19 protein-coding genes and 1 tRNA gene are annotated in these 20,585 nt (G+C 65.7%); 14 read left to right on the top strand and 6 right to left on the bottom strand.

Features of this window, described 5'->3' with window-relative positions; genetic code table 11:
- The first annotated feature begins 39 nt into the window (after positions 1–39).
- The 10 genes from EDD25_RS03080 (at position 40) to der (ending at position 8,895) form a co-directional block, all read left to right on the top strand.
- Entirely contained in the window at positions 40–663 is a 624-nt protein-coding gene (locus EDD25_RS03080) for an NUDIX domain-containing protein (RefSeq protein ID WP_134175087.1), read from the top strand.
- Positions 664–668: 5 nt separating this feature from the next.
- Entirely contained in the window at positions 669–1,583 is a 915-nt protein-coding gene (gene xerD / locus EDD25_RS03075) for a site-specific tyrosine recombinase XerD (protein WP_134175085.1), read from the top strand.
- Positions 1,584–1,722: 139 nt separating this feature from the next.
- Positions 1,723–1,929: a hypothetical protein gene (locus tag EDD25_RS03070; RefSeq protein WP_134171975.1), complete on the top strand. Its 207-nt coding sequence runs from the start codon at positions 1,723–1,725 to the stop codon at positions 1,927–1,929.
- Positions 1,930–2,371: 442 nt separating this feature from the next.
- Positions 2,372–3,259 carry a ParA family protein gene (locus tag EDD25_RS03065; RefSeq protein WP_134175083.1) on the top strand — a complete coding sequence of 296 codons (888 nt, stop codon included), beginning with the start codon at positions 2,372–2,374 and terminating at the stop codon, positions 3,257–3,259.
- A complete protein-coding gene (locus tag EDD25_RS03060; protein WP_134171974.1) occupies positions 3,243–4,052 on the top strand; it encodes a segregation and condensation protein A in 810 nt (269 codons plus the stop codon). The genes EDD25_RS03065 and EDD25_RS03060 overlap by 17 nt, the downstream gene beginning before the upstream one ends.
- Positions 4,042–4,629 (top strand): SMC-Scp complex subunit ScpB, encoded by a 588-nt coding sequence (scpB, locus tag EDD25_RS03055; RefSeq protein ID WP_134171973.1) that lies wholly within the window; start codon positions 4,042–4,044, stop codon positions 4,627–4,629. Before EDD25_RS03060 ends, scpB begins: the two co-directional genes overlap by 11 nt.
- A complete protein-coding gene (locus EDD25_RS03050; RefSeq protein ID WP_134171972.1) occupies positions 4,626–5,534 on the top strand; it encodes a pseudouridine synthase in 909 nt (302 codons plus the stop codon). The genes scpB and EDD25_RS03050 overlap by 4 nt, the downstream gene beginning before the upstream one ends.
- A gap of 41 nt (positions 5,535–5,575) precedes the next feature.
- Positions 5,576–6,697 (top strand): prephenate dehydrogenase, encoded by a 1,122-nt coding sequence (locus EDD25_RS03045; RefSeq protein WP_134175081.1) that lies wholly within the window; start codon positions 5,576–5,578, stop codon positions 6,695–6,697.
- A gap of 4 nt (positions 6,698–6,701) precedes the next feature.
- Positions 6,702–7,391, top strand: coding sequence for a (d)CMP kinase (gene cmk, locus EDD25_RS03040; protein ID WP_134171971.1), 690 nt, complete (start codon positions 6,702–6,704; stop codon positions 7,389–7,391).
- A complete protein-coding gene (gene der / locus EDD25_RS03035) occupies positions 7,384–8,895 on the top strand; it encodes a ribosome biogenesis GTPase Der (protein WP_134171970.1) in 1,512 nt (503 codons plus the stop codon). The genes cmk and der overlap by 8 nt, the downstream gene beginning before the upstream one ends.
- A gap of 175 nt (positions 8,896–9,070) precedes the next feature.
- Here the strand turns inward: der and EDD25_RS03030 are convergent, their stop codons facing one another.
- Genes EDD25_RS03030 through EDD25_RS03015 form a run of 4 tightly spaced genes read right to left on the bottom strand, consistent with a single transcriptional unit; the run spans position 9,071 to position 12,892 of the window.
- A complete protein-coding gene (locus tag EDD25_RS03030) occupies positions 9,071–10,555 on the bottom strand; it encodes a sodium/solute symporter (RefSeq protein ID WP_134171969.1) in 1,485 nt (494 codons plus the stop codon).
- Positions 10,552–10,947 (bottom strand): DUF485 domain-containing protein, encoded by a 396-nt coding sequence (locus EDD25_RS03025; protein WP_134171968.1) that lies wholly within the window; start codon positions 10,945–10,947, stop codon positions 10,552–10,554. Before EDD25_RS03025 ends, EDD25_RS03030 begins: the two co-directional genes overlap by 4 nt.
- Positions 10,944–11,666 carry a LytR/AlgR family response regulator transcription factor gene (locus EDD25_RS03020; RefSeq protein ID WP_134171967.1) on the bottom strand — a complete coding sequence of 241 codons (723 nt, stop codon included), beginning with the start codon at positions 11,664–11,666 and terminating at the stop codon, positions 10,944–10,946. The genes EDD25_RS03025 and EDD25_RS03020 overlap by 4 nt, the downstream gene beginning before the upstream one ends.
- A gap of 32 nt (positions 11,667–11,698) precedes the next feature.
- Complete coding sequence (locus EDD25_RS03015) at positions 11,699–12,892, bottom strand: histidine kinase (RefSeq protein ID WP_134171966.1); 1,194 nt, start codon at positions 12,890–12,892, stop codon at positions 11,699–11,701.
- 176 nt (positions 12,893–13,068) lie between these two features.
- On the opposite strand from EDD25_RS03015, the gene EDD25_RS03010 reads away from it, so the two are divergent.
- The 4 genes from EDD25_RS03010 (at position 13,069) to EDD25_RS02995 (ending at position 17,367) form a co-directional block, all read left to right on the top strand.
- Positions 13,069–13,437, top strand: coding sequence for a DUF485 domain-containing protein (locus EDD25_RS03010; RefSeq protein ID WP_134171965.1), 369 nt, complete (start codon positions 13,069–13,071; stop codon positions 13,435–13,437).
- Positions 13,434–15,047, top strand: a complete 1,614-nt coding sequence (locus EDD25_RS03005) for a solute symporter family protein (protein WP_134171964.1) — start codon at positions 13,434–13,436, stop codon at positions 15,045–15,047. Before EDD25_RS03010 ends, EDD25_RS03005 begins: the two co-directional genes overlap by 4 nt.
- Positions 15,047–17,020 carry an acetate--CoA ligase gene (acs, locus tag EDD25_RS03000; protein ID WP_134171963.1) on the top strand — a complete coding sequence of 658 codons (1,974 nt, stop codon included), beginning with the start codon at positions 15,047–15,049 and terminating at the stop codon, positions 17,018–17,020. Before EDD25_RS03005 ends, acs begins: the two co-directional genes overlap by 1 nt.
- Positions 17,021–17,293: 273 nt before the next feature.
- A tRNA-Pro gene (locus EDD25_RS02995) sits at positions 17,294–17,367 on the top strand.
- 237 nt (positions 17,368–17,604) lie between these two features.
- On the opposite strand, the gene EDD25_RS02990 is transcribed toward EDD25_RS02995, so the two are convergent.
- Together EDD25_RS02990 and EDD25_RS02985 are read right to left on the bottom strand one after the other, a co-directional pair.
- Complete coding sequence (locus EDD25_RS02990) at positions 17,605–19,524, bottom strand: hypothetical protein (protein WP_134171938.1); 1,920 nt, start codon at positions 19,522–19,524, stop codon at positions 17,605–17,607.
- Positions 19,521–20,519, bottom strand: a complete 999-nt coding sequence (locus EDD25_RS02985) for a site-specific integrase (protein WP_134171962.1) — start codon at positions 20,517–20,519, stop codon at positions 19,521–19,523. Before EDD25_RS02985 ends, EDD25_RS02990 begins: the two co-directional genes overlap by 4 nt.
- Positions 20,520–20,585: the final 66 nt, after the last annotated feature.

The raw sequence follows: 20,585 nt of genomic DNA, 5'->3' as shown, positions 1-20,585 counted from the left end.
GCCGCCCCCTCGAGCGTCACCACGCCGGTCAGCGAGCTACTGCAGGACGAAACCGCAGATTTCACGGTGACGGACTCCGAGCAGGTGTTCGCCGGCAAGGTGTGGAGCATTCGTCGGGATGACTTCGATTACAACGGCGCCACCATCGTGCGCGAGTTTGTGGACCACACCGGCGCCGTCGTTGTGCTCGCCCTCGACGAGCAGGATCGAGTGCTTCTGATCAAGCAGTACCGGCACCCCGTGCGCATGCGCGAATGGGAGCTTCCCGCCGGCCTGCTCGACATCAGCGGTGAAGATCCCCTCGTGGGCGCCCAGCGCGAACTCGCTGAGGAAGCCGACGTGGTCGCGACCGAGTGGAACGTGCTGAGCGACTTCTACACCTCGCCCGGCGGCAGCAGCGAGGCCATTCGCATCTACCTCGCCCGCGGCGTCTCGGCCAGCGCCGAAGTCTTCGCTCGCACGGAGGAAGAGGCCGATATTGAGCTTCGCTGGGTGCCTCTCGACGAGTGTGTCGACGCGGTTCTCGCCCGGCGAGTGCAGAACCCATCGCTCGTGATCGGGGTACTCGCCGCCCAGGTGTCCCGGTCTCGCGGGTGGAGCACGCTCGCGGCCGGCGACGCGCCGTGGCCGGGGCATCCACTCAATTGGAAGCACTCGGAGTGAACCCCATGATCGAGGCGGCTGTGGACTCGTACCTGCGGCACGTCTCGATTGAACGCGGCCTCGCAACGAACACCGTGGCCGCGTACCGGCGCGACCTCACGATGTATGCGGCGTGGCTCGAGGACGTGCCGGTGACAGAGCCGCGCGGTATCACCGCGGCGCACATCTCGGCCTTCGTGCGGTTTCTCGGAACGCGCGGCGAGTCGCCGTTGACCGCGGCGTCGATCGCTCGCGTGCTGTCAACGGTGCGCGGCTGGCACCGGTTTCTGCTCGAGGAGGCGCTCGTTGACGTTGACGTGGCGCATGAGACCAAGCCGCCCAAGCTCGCCATGCGGTTGCCCAAAGCCATTTCGATCGACGAGGTCACGGCACTGTTGGCGGCAACGGATGGCGACGACGTGCTTCAGCTGCGGGACAAAGCGTTGCTCGAGTTGCTCTACGCGACCGGCGCGCGTGTCTCCGAGGTCGTGAGCCTCAACGTGGACGACGTGCTCGCCGAGGTGCTCGACGAGGAAATGGTGCGGCTCACAGGCAAGGGAGACAAGCAGCGCATTGTGCCCGTGGGCAGCTACGCCCGGGCGGCCGTGAACGCGTACGTTGTGCGAGCGCGGCCGACGCTGTCGGGCCGGGGCAAGGCCACCCCGGCGCTGTTTCTCGGGGTGCGTGGGCAGCGGGTGAGCAGGCAGAACGCGTGGCTGATCATTCGCGCGGCTGCGGAACGGGCCGGGCTCACCGTTCCCGTGTCGCCGCACACGCTGCGGCACTCATTCGCCACGCACCTGCTCGCCGGCGGTGCCGACGTGCGCGTGGTGCAGGAGCTTCTCGGCCACTCGTCTGTGGCCACCACCCAGATCTACACCCTCGTCACCGTGGACACCCTCCGTGACATGTACACGACGGCGCATCCCCGAGCCCGCTGACGCGCGCCCCGTCCCTGCCGGACGCTATGGTTCCCTTACACGACGTGAGTGCCGGGTGCGCCGGCAACATTTGTGCGATTCGGCAACGGTTGCGGGGATCTGAGCGGCACGCGAAGCGCCGAACGGATACCGTTGGAGGATGGCAACCGAGAAATCCACCCGTAACCACCGCAAGACATTCGCCTTGATGTGGGGCGTCGGCGCGGTGTCGCTGGCACTTGCGAGCGTCGTTCTCTTTCTCGGCGCCTTCGACCTGTACACGACCGTCACCGCGAGCGCAGCCGCCTTCGCCGCTGTGGTGTGCTTCACGCGCGCGCTGTCGAACCTTCGCCAACCGCAGGAATAGGTCGGGTCACCGCCCAACGGAGAATCCACCAGCGCACGGAGGGCAGGCCCGCCGTCGTGAGGATGCGCAACAGTCATTGACGTTTGCGTAGGTCCTCCGGGGGCCATTCAGCCGCGGTGTCTCCGTCGGCTCGACGGTCGTATTCCCGCACTTTCTCCTTCAGGACAGCATCGCCGGGCGTCATTCCATGCAGATACTCAGGTTTCACATATTCGGCGAGACCAGCCAACTCCCTGACACGGTGCATTTCTGGCCACTCGGCACGTGCACGGATGCCGCAAACACGTCGTCGACGACGGGGAACCCCCAGAACGCCAGAGCCGATTCATGACCATTGCGGGTGGTTGCGGGCAGGAATGCGGGGCGCGCGGCACGGCGAGCAACGCTCGGGCCGTGCAATCGGTAGAATCGGAAGGTGGCAAAAAGCGGATCGAGGACATCAGTGGCGCGTCGGCAGGGTGAACGGATATCTCTACCCGGATTGGATGAGACTCCCGTTGGTCCCACAGGACGTGAGAAGCAGGATTTTGCTGATCCTGAACCGCTGAACAGCCACGGTCCGGCGCGCGTTATTGCGCTCTGCAACCAGAAGGGCGGCGTGGGCAAGACCACGACCACCATTAACCTCGGTGCGGCCCTGGCGAGCTACGGCCGCCGCGTGCTCGCCATCGACTTCGACCCGCAGGGCGCCCTCTCGGCCGGCCTCGGCGTGCCCACGCACGATGTCACCACCATTTATGACCTGCTGCTGAGCAGCAAGGTCGACCCGATGGATGCGGTGCAGCAGACCTCCGTTGAGGGTCTCGACGTGATCCCGGCAAACATTGACCTCTCGGCCGCTGAGGTGCACCTCGTGAACGAGGTCGCCCGCGAGCAGATCCTCACGCGGGTGCTGCGCAAGCTCACACCCGAATATGACGTCATTCTCATCGACTGCCAGCCCTCCCTCGGAATTCTCACCGTGAACGCGCTTACCGCTGCTCACGGCGTGCTGATCCCGCTCGAGTGTGAGTTCTTCGCCCTGCGCGGCGTCGCCCTGCTCATCGAAACCATCGACAAGGTACGCGACCGGCTCAACCCGGCCATCGAGCTCGACGGTATTCTCGCCACCATGTACGACTCCCGCACGCTGCACTCACGGGAAGTTCTCGAGCGGGTCGTCGACGCGTTCGGCGATCGCGTGCTCGACACCGTGGTCGGCCGCACCGTGAAGTTCCCCGACGCCAGCGTCGCCGGAATACCGATCACCGAATTCGCCCCGGAACACCCGGCCGCCAAGGCGTACCTCTCCGTGGCTCGGGAACTGATTCAACGTGGCGCAGTCGCCTAGCGCGGCCGAGAAGCCCGCGTTTTCGGTCGCCCTCGGCAATTTCGAGGGCCCATTCGACCTGCTGCTCAACCTGATCTCGCGCCACGAGCTGGACATCACCGAGATCTCCCTGAGCCAGGTGACCGACGAGTTCATCGGGTACCTGCGCGGCCTCACCGGTCCGGAAGAGCTCGACCAGGCGACCGAGTTTCTGGTGGTAGCCGCGACGCTGCTCGACCTCAAGGTGGCTGGCCTGTTGCCGCAGGGCGAACTGGTCGATGCCGAGGATGTGGCCCTGCTCGAGGCCAGGGACCTGCTCTTCGCCCGCCTGCTGCAGTACCGGGCGTTCAAGCAGGCTTCGATCTGGTTCGGCGACCGCCTCGACACGGAGTCGTCCCGGCATGTGCGGTCCGTGCGGCTGGAGGAGAAGTACCGTCAGCAGACCCCCGAACTTATGTGGACGCTCTCGCTGCAGGATTTCGGGGCCCTTGCCGCGCTCGCCCTCACGCCGCGCGAGCTGCCCACCGTGGGACTTGACCACCTGCACGCGCCGCTGGTGAGCATCCGTGAGCAGGCCGCGTACATCGTGGCCATGCTCAAGCCGGGGGAGCCGCTCTCCTTTCGCCACCTCATCGTGGGCACCAACGAGAAGGGCATCGTGATCGCCCGCTTTCTCGCGGTGCTCGAGCTGTACCGCTACGGTGCCATTTCCTTCGACCAGATCGAGCCTCTCGGTGAGCTCACCCTGCGCTGGAGCGCCTCCAACTGGTCAGATGAGAACCTCGCGAATCTCGGAGCCGACTATGACAACTGACACACAGACCCACCCGGCCGCGGAGCCGTTTGCGCTTGACCGTGAACTTGAGGCCCTGCTCATGGTGGCGGATGAACCGCAGAGCATCGTGCACCTCGCGACGGCCGTGAGCCGGCCGGCCGGGGACGTCGCCGCATCCGTATCGCGGCTCGTCGACGACTTTGACGGAAAATTCAACACCGTGCGGCGCGGCTTCGAGCTGCGCGAAGTGGCCGGCGGCTGGCGTATCTACGTGCGCGCCGCCCACGACCCGCTCGTGGCCGACTTCGTGCTCACCCAGAACCCGAGCCGCCTCTCGCAGGCCGCGCTCGAGACGCTCGCAGTGATCGCCTACAAGCAGCCGATCGGGCGCGGCGCGGTCGCGTCCATCCGTGCGGTGAACGTCGATTCCGTCGTGCGCACGCTGCTGGGCCGGGGCCTCATCACCGAGGCGTTCGCCGACGTCGAAACTGGCGCAATCAACTACGCCACCACAGACTTGCTGTTGACCCAGCTCGGAATCAACTCGCTCGACGAGTTGCCACACATATCGCCGTTGCTCGACGACGGCTCCGACGGATTCGAGGATCTGCGATGACGAACGACCACCATGAAATCACGAACAATCCTGACGCGGGAACGAACCCCGAGGCCGCGGCCGACGGCATCCGCCTGCAGAAGGTGCTCGCAGCGGCCGGCGTAGCGTCGCGTCGCGTGTCGGAAGAGATGATCACCTCGGGTCGGGTGCGGGTGAACGGCAAGGTCGTCACCGAGCTCGGCCGTCGCGTGCACCCCGAAACGGACCAGGTGGCCGTGGACAACGTGGCCGTGCAGCTTGACACGACCCGCCGCTACATCATGCTCAACAAGCCCGTTGGGGTGGTCTCCTCCATGATGGACGAGCACGGCCGCCCCGACCTGCGCGAGTTCACGGACCAGTTCGACGAGCGCCTCTTCAACGTGGGCCGCCTCGACGCCCAGACCAGTGGGCTGCTCATCCTCACGAACGACGGCGACATGGCACACGTGCTCGCCCACCCCTCGTTCGGCGTGATGAAGACCTACATCGCCAAGGTGGAGGGCCGCGTCTCCGCGCAGACCATCGGCCAGCTGCAGAGCGGCATCGAACTCGAAGACGGCCCCATCAAGGCCGACAAGGCGCGCATCATCACGAGCCCTCCCGGCGATGGCGTGAGCATGGTCGAGGTGACGTTGCACTCCGGGCGTAACCGCATCGTGCGACGGATGCTGGAGTCCGTCGGCCATCCCGTGATCGACCTCGTGCGCCGCCAGTTTGGCCCGCTCCACCTGGGCACGTTGCGCCAGGGCGCACTGCGCGAACTCACCCGTGAAGAGCTCGGACTGCTGCTCACCGTGTCGCGTCAGGCGCCGAGCAAGCGCCCGCAGGCCGACCAGCCCGCCGGCGAGCAGCGCGACTCTCGTGACGATCGCGATTCCCGCGATTCCCGCGACTCTCGTGACGACCGTCGCGACGCTCGCTAATGACCACACCCGCCGAGCGCGCTGACGGCGAAGGCAGCACAATGCCGGCCGGAATCGACGCGCGGCCGGCCGCGAGCACACCGATCGAGAGCCGACTCGTCGGTCCGGTGCGCGTCGTGGGCGTTGGCCTGCTCGGCACGAGCGTGGGCCTCGGCCTGCGCAACCGCGGTATCGAGGTCATCCTCGCTGACGCGTCCCCCACGCACCTGAGCATCGCGATCGACTACGGAGCGGGCCGCGCGGCCGTTCCGGGCGACGCCCCGCAGCTCATCGTCGTGTGCGTTCCACCGGACGTCACCGCCGAGGTGGTGGCCCGCGAACTCGAGTCCTACCCGAACGCGATCGTCACCGATGTTGCCAGCGTCAAGCTCGCACCCCTCGCCGAGTTGCGTGCCAGGGGAGCCGACATCAGCCGCTACATCGGCTCGCATCCGCTTGCCGGTCGGGAGAAGGGCGGTCCGCTCTCGGGTCGCGCCGACCTCTTCATCGGCCGTCCCTGGGTCGTCGCCGCACACGACGCCATCAGCTACCAGCAGGCCGGCGCGATCGACGATCTCATTCTCGACCTCGGTGCCATTCTCGTGGAGCTGACCCCCGAGGAGCACGACCGCGGTGTGGCACTGGTGTCCCACGTGCCGCAGGTGATCTCCACGCTCATGGCCAGGCGATTGACCGATGCCGCCAATTCCTCCCTGAACCTGGCTGGCCAGGGCCTGCGCGACGTGACGCGCGTCGCGGCGAGCGACCCCGACCTGTGGGTGCAGATTCTCGGCGCCAACTCGGCGCCGGTTCGCGAGATCCTCCTCGCCTACCGCGACGACCTCGACCGTTTCATTGACGCCCTCGCCGACCCCGCCGCCCCCGGTGCCCAGCGCCGCGTCGCCGAGGAACTCGTGGGTGGCAACGCCGGGGTGGCGCGCCTGCCCGGCAAGCACGGCCAGGACCGTCGCTTCGCCTCGATGATCGTCATGGTCAACGACCGCCCGGGGCAGATCGCCGCCCTGCTCAATGACATCGGTGACCTCGGCGTGAACCTCGAGGACCTCCGACTCGAGCACTCGCCGGGCGCCCCGCTGGGGCTTGCTGAAATTTCCGTTCTTCCCGAGGCCGTTTCTCGCCTCACGACTGAGCTGGCCGCCCGCGGCTGGCGGATTGCTGGTTAAACGCATGGCTCGTCACTCTTTCCCCACGGTCGTCGCCATAGATGGTCCGGCCGGAAGCGGGAAGTCGAGCGTGAGTCGCGCCGCGGCCCGCCGCCTCGGCTTCGCCTACCTCGACACCGGCGCCGCATATCGCGCTCTCGCCTGGCACGTGCTCGACCACAAGGTCGACACCGAAAGCGCCGACGCGGTGAAGGCCGCACTGGCCGACTTCGACTACTCCATCGGAACCGACCCCGACGAATACTTCGTGCTCGTGGGGGAGACCGACGTGACCGACGCCATCCGCTCGCCCGCCGTGTCTGCTGCCGTCAGCGCCGTGGCCCGGGTTCCCGAGGTGCGCACGCACCTCACCTGGCTGTTTCAGAACCTCGCGAACAACGTGGATCGGCCCGGCGTCGTCGTGGAAGGACGCGACATTACGACCGTCGTGGCACCCGATGCAGACGTGCGCATTCTACTCACCGCATCCGAAGAGGCTAGAATGGCTAGGCGCTCTGCGGAAATAACCACCCAGTCGGCCGAAACCGTAGCAGATCAGCTGCGATCGAGAGATCGTGCTGACTCACAGGTCGTCGATTTTATGAGCGCCGCAGACGGTGTCACCACCGTTGACTCCACCCACCTTGACTTAGAACAGACCATTACCGCGGTCATCGACGTCATCCACACACGTACGGCTAGGGCAAATGACTGAGGAATACGACGACACGGGCTCCGCGCTCGACAACGAGCTGGCGGAAAGGCTGGCGAACCTCGACGAGGAGCTGGCCGCCAAGCGAGCAGAAGCGCTGCGCACCGGCCTCGACGAGTACGATCTCGATGACGAAGACTTCGACGTGCTGTCGACCGTCACCGACGACCCGAACGCGATCCAGTACCTGCCGGCCGTTCCGGTGATCGCGATCGTCGGCCGCCCCAACGTGGGCAAGTCGGCGCTCGTCAACCGTATTCTCGGCCGCCGCGAGGCCGTCGTTGAAGACACCCCCGGCGTGACGCGTGACCGCGTGGCGTACAAGGGCGATTGGAACGAACGCAAGTTCAGCCTCGTCGACACCGGAGGGTGGGAGCCCGACGCCAAGGGCATCGACGCATCCGTTGCCGCCCAGGCCGAGATCGCCATCGACCTCTCCGACCTCGTCATGTTTGTCGTTGACGCGAACGTTGGGCCCACGTCGACCGACGAAGCCGTTGTACGGATGCTGCGCAAGAGCGGCAAGCCCGTCTTCCTGATCGCCAACAAGGTTGACGACGTACGCCAGGAGCCCGAAGCGGCAAGCCTGTGGTCGCTCGGACTCGGCCAGCCGTGGCCGGTTTCCGCCCTGCACGGTCGTGGCGTCGCTGACCTGCTCGACGAGATCCTCAAAGTTCTCCCCGAGATCTCCGCTGTAGCCAAGCAGGAAATCGGCGGCCCCCGCCGCGTGGCCATCCTCGGCCGCCCGAACGTGGGCAAGTCGAGCCTCCTGAACAAGGTCGTCGGTGAAGAGCGCGTTGTCGTCAACAGCCTCGCCGGAACCACCCGCGACCCGGTTGACGAACAGGTTGAGCTCGGCGGCAAGGTGTGGCGTTTCGTTGACACCGCCGGAATTCGCCGCCGCGTTCACCTCGCGCAGGGCGCCGACTTCTACGCCTCGCTGCGTACCAGTGCCGCGCTCGAAAAGGCCGAGGTCGCCGTGGTTCTCCTCGACGTGACCGAGGTCATCAGCGAGCAGGACATTCGCGTGATAGACCTCGTCATTGAATCGGGTCGCGCCCTCGTTCTCGCCTTCAACAAGTGGGACCAGATCGACGACGACCGTCGCCGCTACCTCGAGCGTGAAATCGAGCAGGACCTGGCACACGTGTCGTGGGCCCCGCGCGTGAACATCTCGGCGCTGACCGGTCGCCACATGGAGAAGCTGGTTCCGGCCCTCGAACTCGCGCTCGAGTCGTGGGACACCCGCATCGCCACCGGCAAGTTCAACGCCTTCCTGGCCGAGCTCGCCGCAGCCCACCCGCACCCCGTGCGCGGTGGCAAGCAGCCTCGCATCCTCTTCGGCACCCAGGCGTCGAGCCGTCCTCCGACGTTCGTGGTGTTCACCACGGGGTTCCTGGACCCGGGTTACCGCCGTTACATCCAGCGTCGTCTGCGCGAGCTCTACGGCTTCGAAGGAAGCCCGATCAACCTCAGCATGCGCGTGCGTGAGAAGCGCAAGCGCTAAACAGTTTGCTTACAGAAACGCGCGCGTCCTTCGGGGCGCGCGCGTTTCGCGTTTCCCCCGTCCACAGGACGGATGCTCGCGCGCCAATTTAGACAGTGTGCGCACGGCTGAGCGTGCGCGTGCTTGTCGAAATGTGCGCTTCGGAGGTCGAGCCCGTCGAGCGATGGTCGGCCGATCAGCGGGTCGCGGAGGCCGGCGGACGTTCCGGTGTGTGCAACCGGGTCATGATTTTCGTTATGCCGCCCGGACGCCGGCTCTTCGTGGCCAGTGATACCCCGATCATCACGGCGAAGGCCGCGGGAACGGTCCAGGCGGCCGGTTGCGCCAGCAGCTCTGCGAGCGGACCGGCGCCGGACCCGAGCACCCTGCCGAGCACGATGGACCCACCGCAGAGGGCGCCGCCCGCGAGCATCCCGGCTATCGCGCCGGCGTCGGTCAGGCCGCGCCACCAGATGCCGAGCAATAACAGCGGGCACAGGGTCGAGGCGGTAAAGGCGAAGACCAGGCCCACGCTGCCGGCCAGTTGCATCGGGTCGGTCATCAGGGCCACGCCGAGCGGGGCGATGGAGGAGAACACCGCCGCGATCCGGAATCCGCGCACCCGTCCGCCGAGCACGTCCTGGCTGATCACGCCCGCGACGGAGACCACGAGCCCCGAGGTGGTCGAAAGGAATGCGGCGAAGGCCCCGGCGATGACCAGGGCCGTGAGTGCGTCGCCCGCCAGCCCGGGGATCAGCCGTCCGGGCAGCAGCAGCACCAGCGCATCCGCTGTGCCGACGACCGCGAGGTCAGGCGCGAATGCCCGCCCCACGACGCCGTACAGTGTGGGAAAGATGTAGAAAACGGACAGGAGCGCCAGCACGATGAGGGTCGTGCGTCTGGCGGACGGGCCGTCCGGGTTCGTGTAAAAGCGCACCAGCACGTGCGGCAGTCCCAGCGTGCCGAACAACAGGGCAATGACCAGCGAAATGTTCCGGTAGGCGCCGGCCGCGGGAAAACTGACCGGATCGGACGCAAACGGCTCGGCGACGACGGGAACGGCGAGCCCGTTGTTGGCCATCACGATCAGGACGAAGACGATGGGAACGGCGATCGCCGTGAGTTTGAGCCAGAACTGGAAGGCCTGCACGAAGGTGATGGACCTCATACCGCCCATCAGGACCGTGATGCAGACGACGACGGCGACGGCCACCGATCCGATCCACGGTGGCAGCCCGGTGGCTATGCGGATGGTGAGCGCCGCGCCCTGCAACTGCGGAACGATGTAGAACCAGCCGACGAGGACCACGAGGAGGCTGGTGACCCGGCGCGCCGCCACCGACTCCAGGCGCCCCTCGGTGAAATCGGGAACCGTGTACGCGCCGGAGCGGCGGAGCGGCGCTGCCACGAAGAGCAGCAGCATCAGGTAGCCGGCCGTGTAACCGATCGGGAACCAGAGCGCTTCCGCCCCGGAGATCAGGATCAGCCCGGCGACACCGAGGAAGCTGGCGGCGGAGAGATACTCGCCGCCGATGGCGGAGGCGTTCCACCACGGCCGGACCGTGCGCGAGGCGACGTAGAAATCCTCGGTGGTCCGGGAGATCCGGAGGCCGTAGAAGCCGATCACCGCGGTCACGACGAAGACGCCGATCAGGCCCGCGTAGCCCACCGCCGGGTTCATTCGTCTTCGACCAGGTCGAGGTACCGGGCCTCGTTGCGCGAGGCGGTGCGCACGTATAACCAGGCGCTCAGCCCGATCAGCGGGTAGACGCCGACGCCGAGCAGTAACCAGCTGAAGGGCACCCCGAGAAACGTGGCCTGGTCGATGCCGGGCACCCAGGCCAGTAGCAGCGGAAAGGCCAGCAGCACGAGGAGGAAGCCGACCGCGACGACCACCGCAAGCCGAAGCTGTGAGCGGATGAGCGATCGCACGAAGACCTGGCCCACCTCCGACTGCTCGGCCACTTCTCGGGCCACCGGGTAGCCCGGCGAAGCTCGCCGGGCCTGGGACCGCGGCGCAGTGACCCGCACCCGTCGGGGCGAGTTCTGGCCGGGGGTCTCGTCGGGGCTCATGCGGACGGCCGGATGCGCGTGGCCTCGAGCTTTTCCCGCAGGGCGGGCAGGTGCCGCCGGCTCACGGGCAGTTCGGCGCCGTTGGTGATCACCGTCGGCTGCGCGGCGCCCAGGTTCGCCTTCGTGACGTGCGCCATCGACACCAGATAGGACCGGTGGATGCGCAGGAAGCCGGCCTCGGCCCATTGCTTCTCCAGATCGGCGAGCGGAACCCGGATGAGGTGGCTGGAGTCCGCGGTGTGCAGCCGGGCGTAGTCGCCCTGGGCCTGCACGTAACGCACCTCGTCGCGGCGGATCATTCTTTTCGCGCCGCCGACGTCGACGGTGATCATCGCGGCGGGGACGGTTTCGGCGATCGTCATTGCCTCGATCACCCGCCCGACCGATATGGCCAGCCGTTCGGCGCGAACGGGCTTGAGCAGGTAATCGACGGCGGCCAGCTCAAAGGCTTTCACGGCGTGGTCCTCGTCGGCGGTGACGAAAACCACGGCGGGGGCGTGGCCCGCCCGCGACAGGGCGCGGGCGATATCCAGGCCTGACAGCCCCGGCATATGGATGTCGAGGAACAGCGCGTCCACACGTTCGTGATCGAGGATGCGCAGGGCCTCTGATCCGGACGAGGCGCGGTGAATCGTACCGACCCGTTCGTCCTTGCCGAGCAGGAAGGTCAGCTCGTCCAGGGCGGGCGGCTCGTCATCGGCAATGAGGACAGTGATCATGGAGTCAGTCTGTCAGTCACTGGGCACGTCGGTCATGAGGCGAGGTCGGGTCGGGGCTGGGACTTGGGCACCCGCATGGTGATGAGCGTTCCCGCACCGGGGGCGGTGTCCACGACCAGCCCATGGTCATCGCCGTAGACCTGGCGCAGCCGGGAGTCGACGTTGCGCAGCCCGACGTGATCGCTGTCGCTATGGCCTGCAAGCACCGACCGCAGGTGCTCCGGTTCGATGCCGACACCATCGTCTTCGATCGTGACCTCCACGAACGCCCCCGCATCCTGGGCGGTGATCGTTATTCTGCCGATGCCTTCCTTGTCCTCAAGCCCGTGCCGCACGGCATTCTCCACGAGCGGCTGCAGGCTGAGGAAGGGAATCACGGTGCTCAGCACCTCCGGCGCGATGGTCAGGCTGACCAGCAACCGGTCGCCGAAACGGGCGCGTTCCAGCTTGAGGTAGTGCTCGATGCAGCGTAACTCCTCGGCGACGGTGGTGAAATCGCCGTGCCGGCGGAAGGAGTACCGGGTGAAGTCGGCGAACTCCAGCACGAGGTCGCGGGCCTTGGCCGGATCGGTGGTGATGAAGGAGGCGATGGCGTTGAGCGAGTTGTAGATGAAATGAGGGCTGATCTGGGCGCGCAGCGCGCGCACTTCGGCCTCGACCAGAAGCGTGCGGGAGGACTCAAGTTCGGCCAGTTCGACCTGCGCCGCCACCCAGTCGGCCACCTCGCCGGTGGCGCGAACCAGGCCCGGCTTGGCCCGCGGCGCGTAGGCGACAAGCGCGCCCACGATGCGCGATCCGGCCCGGATCGGGGCCACGACGGCCTCTTTCAGCTCGACCAAGTGCGTCCCGGACTCCCGGACCACCTGGGTGCGGCCCGTCGCCAGCACCTTCGCGGCCAGGCCCATGGCCGCGTCGCGGTGATCTTCCCCGATCCCGTCCCAGGCGAGCACACCAGTAACATCCGTGAGGGCCACCGCCTCGCAGCCCAGCAGGCTCCGCAGATGTTTGCTCGCCTTCGCGGCACCGGCCGGTTCGAGTCCGTTGCGCAGGTGCTTGCCCGCCAAAGATGCTGAGTGCAGCGTCGTGAACGTGGCCCGCTCCGCATCCGTGCCCAGTTCCCGCCACGAGCGGAGCAGCCGGAATCCCACGGCGCCGACGAGCGCGATGATCAGGGTGATCACGACGACGCCGATAACGGCCACGGTGAGCAGCGGTGACTCGGGCATGGTGCTAACACTAATCCTCACGCGAGGAACCTGCCGTTCGGCGCATGCTGACTGCCGTTGGGCGATGGATTCCCCGGAACGCGGTCACCGGAGAGGCGACTCGGGGGAGAGTGGGCCGCACCATACAAGTCCCGGCAGCGACTGCGGGAATCTTTTTCAATGACGAGGAGAACATCATGGGCAATGACGCCCTGACCGAGGAAGTGGCCGTTTCGGCAGAGACCTTCCATCAAGTGCAGAAATCGGACGAATTCCAGGAGCTGCGCAAACGTCATCGGAGTTTCGTCTTCCCGGTGGCCATCGCCTTCCTGCTCTGGTATTTCGCGTACGTGCTCCTGGCGGGTTACGCGCACGACTTCATGTCGATCAAGGTCTTCGGCAGCGTGAACATCGGCCTGCTGCTCGGCCTCGCACAGATCGTCACCACCTTCGCGATCACCACCTGGTACGTCAGCTACGCCGGGCGCCGGCTCGACCCGATCGCGTCGAAAATCCGCCACGAAATTGAGGGCCCGCTCGCATTTGCCACGAAGGAGTCCAAGTGAATATCCACCTTGCAACCGCGGCATCCTCCCCGGGCAACCCGGTCCTGAATATCAGCATTTTCGGCGCCTTTGTCGCGATCACGCTGTTCATCGTGCTTCGCGCGAGCCGCAACAACAAGACCGCAGCCGACTACTACGCGGCCGGACGTTCCTTCACCGGCGGCCAGAACGGCACCGCCATCGCCGGCGACTACCTCTCTGCGGCGTCGTTCCTCGGCATCGTTGGGGCGATTGCCATCACCGGCTACGACGGCTTCATGTACTCCATCGGCTTCCTCGTCGCGTGGCTGGTCGCGCTACTGCTGGTCGCTGAGCTCCTGCGCAACACCGGCAAATACACGATGGCGGATGTCCTCTCCTTCCGTTTGAAGCAGCGCCCGGTTCGCATCGCGGCCGCGATCACCACCCTGGTCGTGTGCTTCTTCTACCTGCTGGCCCAGATGGCCGGCGCCGGCGGGCTCGTCTCGCTCCTTCTCGGAATCAACGACAAGGCCGGCCAGTCCATCGTCATTACCATCGTCGGTGCCCTGATGATCGTTTATGTACTCATCGGCGGCATGAAGGGCACCACCTGGGTGCAGATCATCAAGGCCTGCCTGCTGATCGCTGGCGCCGCCGTGATGACCGTCTGGGTGCTCGCCCTGCACGGCTTCAACCTCTCCACCCTGCTGGACGCCGCCGTGGTGACTGCGGGCAACCCGGAGATCCTGAACCCCGGCCTCAAGTTCGGCCTGAACGATGTCACCAAGCTTGACTTCATCTCCCTGGCTCTCGCCCTGGTGCTCGGCACCGCGGCGCTGCCGCACGTGCTGATGCGCTTCTACACCGTTCCGACGGCCAAGGAAGCTCGCCGCTCAGTCGTGTGGGCCATCTGGCTCATCGGTGGGTTCTACATCTTCACGCTGGTTCTCGGTTACGGCGCGGCAGCACTCATCGGCGCCGACCGCATCCTTGCCTCCCCGGGCGGCGTCAACTCCGCCGCTCCGTTGCTGGCCTTCGAGCTCGGCGGTCCGATTCTGCTCGGCCTGATCTCTGCGGTGGCCTTCGCGACGATCCTGGCCGTTGTGGCCGGCCTGACCATCACCGCCGCCGCGTCCTTCGCCCACGACATCTACGCCAGCGTGTTCAAGAAGGGCAACGCCCGTCCGGAGGACGAGGTCAAGATTGCACGTCGCACCGTGATCATCATCGGCATCATTGCGATCATCGGCGGTATCGGCGCCAACGGCCAGAACGTGGCCTTCCTCGTGGCGCTGGCGTTCGCCGTCGCAGCCTCGGCCAACCTGCCGACCATCCTGTACTCACTGTTCTGGAAGAAGTTCAGCACCCAGGGCGCCGTGTGGAGCATGTACGGCGGACTGGCCTCGGCCATCCTCCTGATCGCGTTCTCGCCCGTCGTCTCCGGCTCCGCAACGTCGATGATCCCCGGCGCTGACTTCGCGATCTTCCCGCTCAGCAACCCGGGCCTTGTCTCCATCCCGCTCGCCTTCATCCTGGGCTGGCTCGGCACCGTGCTCGACAAGGTCCCGCGCGACGTGGACAAGCAGGCCGAAATGGAGGTGCGTTCGCTCACCGGCGTCGGCGCCGAGAAGGAAGCGGTGGACCACTGATGTCGAGGGAATCCAGTGCCCGGACCGGTCCGGATGTCACCCGCACCTTCGCGCCGACGGAGCATTTTCAGGCCCAAGCGAATGCCGATGCCTCGCACTACGAGCACGCCGATCGGGACAGCGAGCACTTCTGGGCCACCCAGGCCGAGAATCTCGTCTGGACGCAGCCATGGGACGAGGTGCTCGACTGGTCGAACCCGCCGAACGCGCGCTGGTTCCACGGCGGCAAGCTCAACGTGGCGTACAACTGCGTGGACCGTCACGTGGAGTCCGGGCACGGTGACCAGGTTGCCCTGCACTGGGTCGGCGAGCCCGGCGACACCCGCGACATCACCTACGCGCAGCTCAAGGACGAGGTCAGCCGGGCGGCCAACGCGCTGTCCTCACTCGGCCTGGTCGCCGGCGACCGGGTCGTCATCCAGCTGCCGATGATCCCGGAGGCGGTCGTCTCCATGCTCGCCTGCGCCCGTCTGGGCCTCGTGCACAGTGTCGTCTTCGGCGGATTCTCGCCGGCTGCCCTGCGCGCCAGGGTGGACGACGCCGAGGCACGAGTCGTCATCACCTCTGATGGGCAATACCGGCGAGGAGCCGGCGCGCCGATGAAGGCGAATGTCGACGAGGCGCTCGAGGGCGCCGAAACCGTGGAGAAGGTGCTTGTTGTTCGGCGTGTGGGGGAGCCTGTCGCGATGCAGGGCGGGCGGGATCTCTGGTGGGACGAGTTCGTCGGCTCCCAGTCGCCCGAGCACGAGCCCGAGTCGTTCGACTCGGAGCATCCGCTGTTCATTCTCTACACGTCGGGCACGACAGGTAAGCCCAAGGGCATCCTGCACACCTCCGGTGGATACCTCACCCAGGTCGCGTATACGCACCGCGTGGTCTTCGACCTCAAACCGGACACGGATGTCTACTGGTGCGGTGCCGACATCGGCTGGATCACGGGGCACAGCTACATCGTCTACGGGCCCCTGGCCAACCGCGCCACCCAGGTGATGTACGAGGGAACGCCGAACACCCCGCACGAGGGACGGCACTTCGAGATTATCGAGAAGTACGGCGTGACGATCTACTACATTGCGCCGACGCTGATCCGCACCTTCATGAAGTGGGGCGAGCACATTCCGCAGGGGTACAACCTCGAGTCGGTGCGTCTGCTCGGCAGCGTGGGGGAGCCCATCAACCCGGAAGCGTGGATGTGGTACCACACGCACATCGGCCGGGGTACGACACCGATCGTCGATACGTGGTGGCAGACCGAGACCGGCGCGATCATGATCACCCCGCTGCCCGGCGTCACGGCCACGAAACCGGGCTCGGCGCAGGTGGCGCTGCCCGGGATATCCGTGCAGATCGTCGACGACCACGGCCAGCAGGTCGAAGCGGGCGAGGGTGGGTACCTCGTCATCGACAAGCCCTGGCCCGCCATGTCCCGGGGCATCTGGGGCGAACCGGAACGCGCCCAAGAGGTCTACTGGGACCAGTTCAAGGCGCAGGGCTACTACTTCGCCGGGGACGGGGCGAAGTACGACGAGCACGGTGACATCTGGCTGCTCGGCCGGGTCGATGACGTGATGAACATCTCGGGCCACCGCATCTCAACGGTGGAGGTGGAGTCGGCTCTCGTCTCCCACCCCGCCGTGGCGGAGTCCGCCGTCGTGGGTGCCTCGGACCCGACGACTGGCCAGGCCATCGTGGCCTTTGTCATCCTCCGCGACGGCAACGGCAACGACGCCCGTGACCAGGCGGGCGTCGCCGCGGTGCTCATGGCCCACGTTGCCAAGGAGATCGGGCCGATCGCGAGGCCGAAGCGCCTGCTGATCGTGCCGGAGCTGCCGAAGACGCGGTCGGGCAAGATCATGCGGCGTCTGCTGCGAGATGTGGCCGAGGGCCGGGATGTCGGCGATGTCGCCACCCTGGCCGACACCTCGGCCATGCGCACCATCGCGGCCAGCATGGCGGGTGCGCCGACCGTCTAGATCGCTGGAGCGAAGTGGCGGCGGGCGCCTTGTGCCCGCCGCCACCGTCCCTCTCCTGCGAATGGGCCATTCTTACAACTCGGTGTCATGCTCGGCCTACGGAGGCCACCGTGATCTCACTGGTTTGGTTCATGCGAGGACGATACTCCGTGGATTCTTTGGGGTGGAGTGCTCCCGAGGGGCCGATGTGCACTTTGCAGCCGCTCAGAGGCGGTAAGCTAATCCAGTTGCCTCCTGCGGGTTTTGTTCGTTGAAACCATCACGTTGGAGCGGCGGGCTGTAGCGCAGCTTGGTAGCGCACCTGACTGGGGGTCAGGGGGTCGCAGGTTCAAATCCTGTCAGCCCGACCGCAGGGCCGTTCGCGAAACTGTTCACGAAACGGCCCGGTCGGAACAAAAAGAAATCGCTCCTGAGGATTCTCAGGAGCGATTTCTGGTTTAAGCGGTGTGTTCGTGGGACTGTGTCGGCGATTCGACGACCGCGACCGTGTCTGCGGTGGTTTTTTGTGTTTTGGGGCGCGTCGGATTGTTCGCAATGCGGGGAGGCTTGCCCTCTCGAGCGGTAGTGGCGGCGTATGTGGCCGGTTAGGTTCTTCGCGGTGGTCCGCCGGTTTCGTCGCTGTCTGAGCGTTTGGGTTTGGTGGGTCGCTTTACATCGGGTGGGTAGGTGTCCGTGTAGGGGTTGTGGAATTCGCGATCGCGACGGCGGACGAGCGCGACTGGGGGCTCACCGTTGACCTGCTTCTTGGCGTCGTCTTTGATCTTGTCGCTGATGAAGGCGGCGATTTTGCGCAGGTTGAAGTTGGTAAGCAGCATCGTGACGATGATTTGGGCGGCACCAAAGCCGCGGACGCGGCGGCGGCTGGCGGATTCGATATCTTCGGTGCCGCCGCTTTTCACCTGGTTGTTGAGGGACTCGATGCTGTTTCGGGCGTGGGTGTGAAACTTGTCCCATTCCTTGGTGCCGTAGTCAAACGCCTGGGCGGTGCGGCGGTTGTCGGCCGTGTCGAAGGACACGGAGTGCTGGGTGCAGATCTTGTCGGCGAAGTCCGGGAGATCTTCGCTGTCGACCCCTTCCAGGACTTTCCTGGTCTTGAGGAGCTCTCGCAGTGGGCAGGTCACTGTGGGGCTGGGTCCAAGCGCGGGGCAGCGCAGCACGGTGCGGCCTTTGGCATCAGGTTTTTCCTTGACATGAAGTTTGAATGCGGTTCGGCCTGCGATACGTGCTCGGTATGTTTCGGTGTCGATGACGGCGCCTAAGAGGTCCTTGGTGGCGTTCTGCAGGGGTGCGGGCGTTGCGGGACAGTAAGTGCCGCCTTCGATGTAAAGGGCGCCGTGGTCGCCGCCCTGATTCCCGAGACGGTCGGTACGGTAGTCCGTGGACGGCGTGAACCCTAAGTTGAAGGCGGGCTCGTGGAGGCGTTCGGCGAGTGAGTTTGCCCAGTATTGCTTGTCTGCGTCGCCGACCCCGGCTTCCAGACCAAGGGCTAAGGCGGCGCGCATCAGGGAGACTGCTTCCTCGGCGACGCGGACATTGGGCAGACTCATCGTCGCGGCGACGGCGAGAGCGGGAAATCGTTTCTGTCCGGGAGCTTCGGAATCAACGCGAACGGCGATGTTGACTTCCCAACCCCACCGATACTCTGCGGAATCGGCTTTCCTGCCAGGCTCGGTGAAATCTGTCTGGCCCTTGCCGACGTCTGTGCGGGGTCCTGTAGTGACGTGCCAGCCGGCGTAGGCATCGACGGGCCCCGGTTTCAAGGTCTTCATGTCCTTAACCTTGGATTCGTCCGCGACGCGTTTCGCGAGGTCCTTCTTGGAGTACCCCTTCACAGTCGGGGTTCCGATGTAGGTCTGGTCGAAGGAAAGGTCAATCTTCTTGGAGGCACGTCGAATATTGCGAGGCTGTTCGTTGTAGGTCATTACCAGGAAGAGTTTGGTGAACTCATCGAGACGGGCTTTGCGTTTCGCTTCCAATTCCACGTCGTGAGCGCGGAGGATTGCCTGGATTTCTGTATAGGTTTTTGAATGTCGCCGTTCCTGCGGGAACGGGTCCATGAGGTCGGTCATTCGGTGGAAGGCGCGGCTGGTATTGGCGTACCAGCGTTTTTTTTCACCGACGTGGCCGACGAAGGCTTCGGTGGATTTTTCCAATCCGAGGAGTTCCCGGGAGGCGTCGCTGAGGCGAAACATGAAGAGATCGCGCACGTTGGTGAGGAACATAGCTGATCCTTCCTTGGCGAGCAGCAACATAGCGGTGATAACGGCGCGTTCGGAGATGAGTGATGGGCGGCCACCGATGCTGAACGCGAGAGCGTCTTCGTCGCGCCACGCCTGTAGTCGTTCCAGAACACGAGTCTTGCGCACCCGTCCTTCCGTCAGCACCACCGTCTGGTGGTCGATCAGGTCGTGGATGCGCCCGCGGCCCATGATTTCTGCCTCAGTCATCCCGCCGAGGTCGGGGCTGTATCCCGTAAAGCCATAGTCGATGTCGCCAGCGCTCATGCGGACACCTCTTCACCAATGACGAGGCCGACGTAGTTGGCCACATCGAGTGACCGGGCGTGCACGAGGTGTTTGTCCAGACTCCCCGTCGTGGAGAACCCAGCCAGGGCCATGAGTACGGGGAGAGGGAGTCCGAGATCGATCTGTGCAACGATCCATGTTGCACGCAGACGTGACACGGTAGCTCGCACGCGGCCTGGGTGGTCGGTGAGGAATGTCTGGATGGCCCGCGGGCGGTACTCCTCGAAGCGGTAGGCCCGGAAGACGTACTCGTTGGGGTCGGTGCGGCAGGCGACGCTGCGAAGCAGGGTGCGGTTCCACGGGTGCCGCACCGGAACTCGGCGAGGGTTCACGCCGGGCACATTGACGAAAAGGCGCCCGTCGATGACGTCGATGTCGCCGAGGCGGAGGTCGATGATTTCATTGGCGCGGAGTCCGGCGCCGCCGGCGAGTCCGAGGAGGGCCTGGGCGTTTTGCCGTTTCAGGTCTGTCGTGAGGCTTGCCGCCCAGCTGTGCATGGACGCGACTTCAGCGATGGTGAAGGGGCGGCGACGGTGGGCGTGGGGCGTGGGGAGGCGGTCGACCGTGTTCTGAGCCAGCACCTCGGCGATGGTGCCGAGTTGGCGTGCAACGCCCCAGCGGTGAGTTTCGGAGTGTTTGGGGAGGCGTTCCTGCAGGTATCGATACACGTTGTTCTGCGTGTACACGCGTTCGACGGTGAGTATTGTGCCGGTGGTCGCCCAGACCCAGGCGTTGAAGCGGGCGGTCATCGTCATCATCCGCCGCACGGTCTCGAACGTGCGCGGTTCCATGTTGATTGCAGTCACGATCGTGAACTCGCGCACGGCATCCCACTGCAGGGCGGAGAGCTGGGGCCGGAACCTGATGATCACTTCCCAAACGTGGTCGGGAAGTTCGGGGTCCGCAGCGCGCAGGTGGGCGTACGTGCGGGAGTCGTCGCGGAAAATGTCGTTGAGTCGGTCTTTTCGGGTCATGAAGAGTGTGTGTGCGGCGGAATTTTGGAGACTGGGTCAAAATCCGCCCAATTGCCCTATCCTCGA

This window comes from Cryobacterium psychrophilum (assembly GCF_004365915.1).
In the GTDB taxonomy this organism is placed as follows: Bacteria; Actinomycetota; Actinomycetes; order Actinomycetales; family Microbacteriaceae; genus Cryobacterium; species Cryobacterium psychrophilum.
Note: the sequence above shows the minus strand (reverse complement) of the source record. Positions and strands in the feature narration are given on the sequence as shown.

Excerpts from the sequence above, each read along its gene's own strand:
- EDD25_RS03025 (WP_134171968.1), bottom strand. The coding sequence starts at position 10,947 with ATGAGCCCCGACGAGACCCCCGGCCAGAACTCGCCCCGACGGGTGCGG.
- EDD25_RS03015 (WP_134171966.1), bottom strand. The coding sequence starts at position 12,892 with ATGCCCGAGTCACCGCTGCTCACCGTGGCCGTTATCGGCGTCGTCGTG.
- xerD (WP_134175085.1), top strand. The coding sequence starts at position 669 with ATGATCGAGGCGGCTGTGGACTCGTACCTGCGGCACGTCTCGATTGAA.
- cmk (WP_134171971.1), top strand. The coding sequence starts at position 6,702 with ATGGCTCGTCACTCTTTCCCCACGGTCGTCGCCATAGATGGTCCGGCC.
- EDD25_RS03045 (WP_134175081.1), top strand. The coding sequence starts at position 5,576 with ATGCCGGCCGGAATCGACGCGCGGCCGGCCGCGAGCACACCGATCGAG.
- acs (WP_134171963.1), top strand. The coding sequence starts at position 15,047 with ATGTCGAGGGAATCCAGTGCCCGGACCGGTCCGGATGTCACCCGCACC.
- EDD25_RS03050 (WP_134171972.1), top strand. The coding sequence starts at position 4,626 with ATGACGAACGACCACCATGAAATCACGAACAATCCTGACGCGGGAACG.
- EDD25_RS03020 (WP_134171967.1), bottom strand. The coding sequence starts at position 11,666 with ATGATCACTGTCCTCATTGCCGATGACGAGCCGCCCGCCCTGGACGAG.
- EDD25_RS02985 (WP_134171962.1), bottom strand. The coding sequence starts at position 20,519 with ATGACCCGAAAAGACCGACTCAACGACATTTTCCGCGACGACTCCCGC.
- EDD25_RS03070 (WP_134171975.1), top strand. The coding sequence starts at position 1,723 with ATGGCAACCGAGAAATCCACCCGTAACCACCGCAAGACATTCGCCTTG.
- scpB (WP_134171973.1), top strand. The coding sequence starts at position 4,042 with ATGACAACTGACACACAGACCCACCCGGCCGCGGAGCCGTTTGCGCTT.
- der (WP_134171970.1), top strand. The coding sequence starts at position 7,384 with ATGACTGAGGAATACGACGACACGGGCTCCGCGCTCGACAACGAGCTG.
- EDD25_RS02990 (WP_134171938.1), bottom strand. The coding sequence starts at position 19,524 with ATGAGCGCTGGCGACATCGACTATGGCTTTACGGGATACAGCCCCGAC.
- EDD25_RS03010 (WP_134171965.1), top strand. The coding sequence starts at position 13,069 with ATGGGCAATGACGCCCTGACCGAGGAAGTGGCCGTTTCGGCAGAGACC.
- EDD25_RS03030 (WP_134171969.1), bottom strand. The coding sequence starts at position 10,555 with ATGAACCCGGCGGTGGGCTACGCGGGCCTGATCGGCGTCTTCGTCGTG.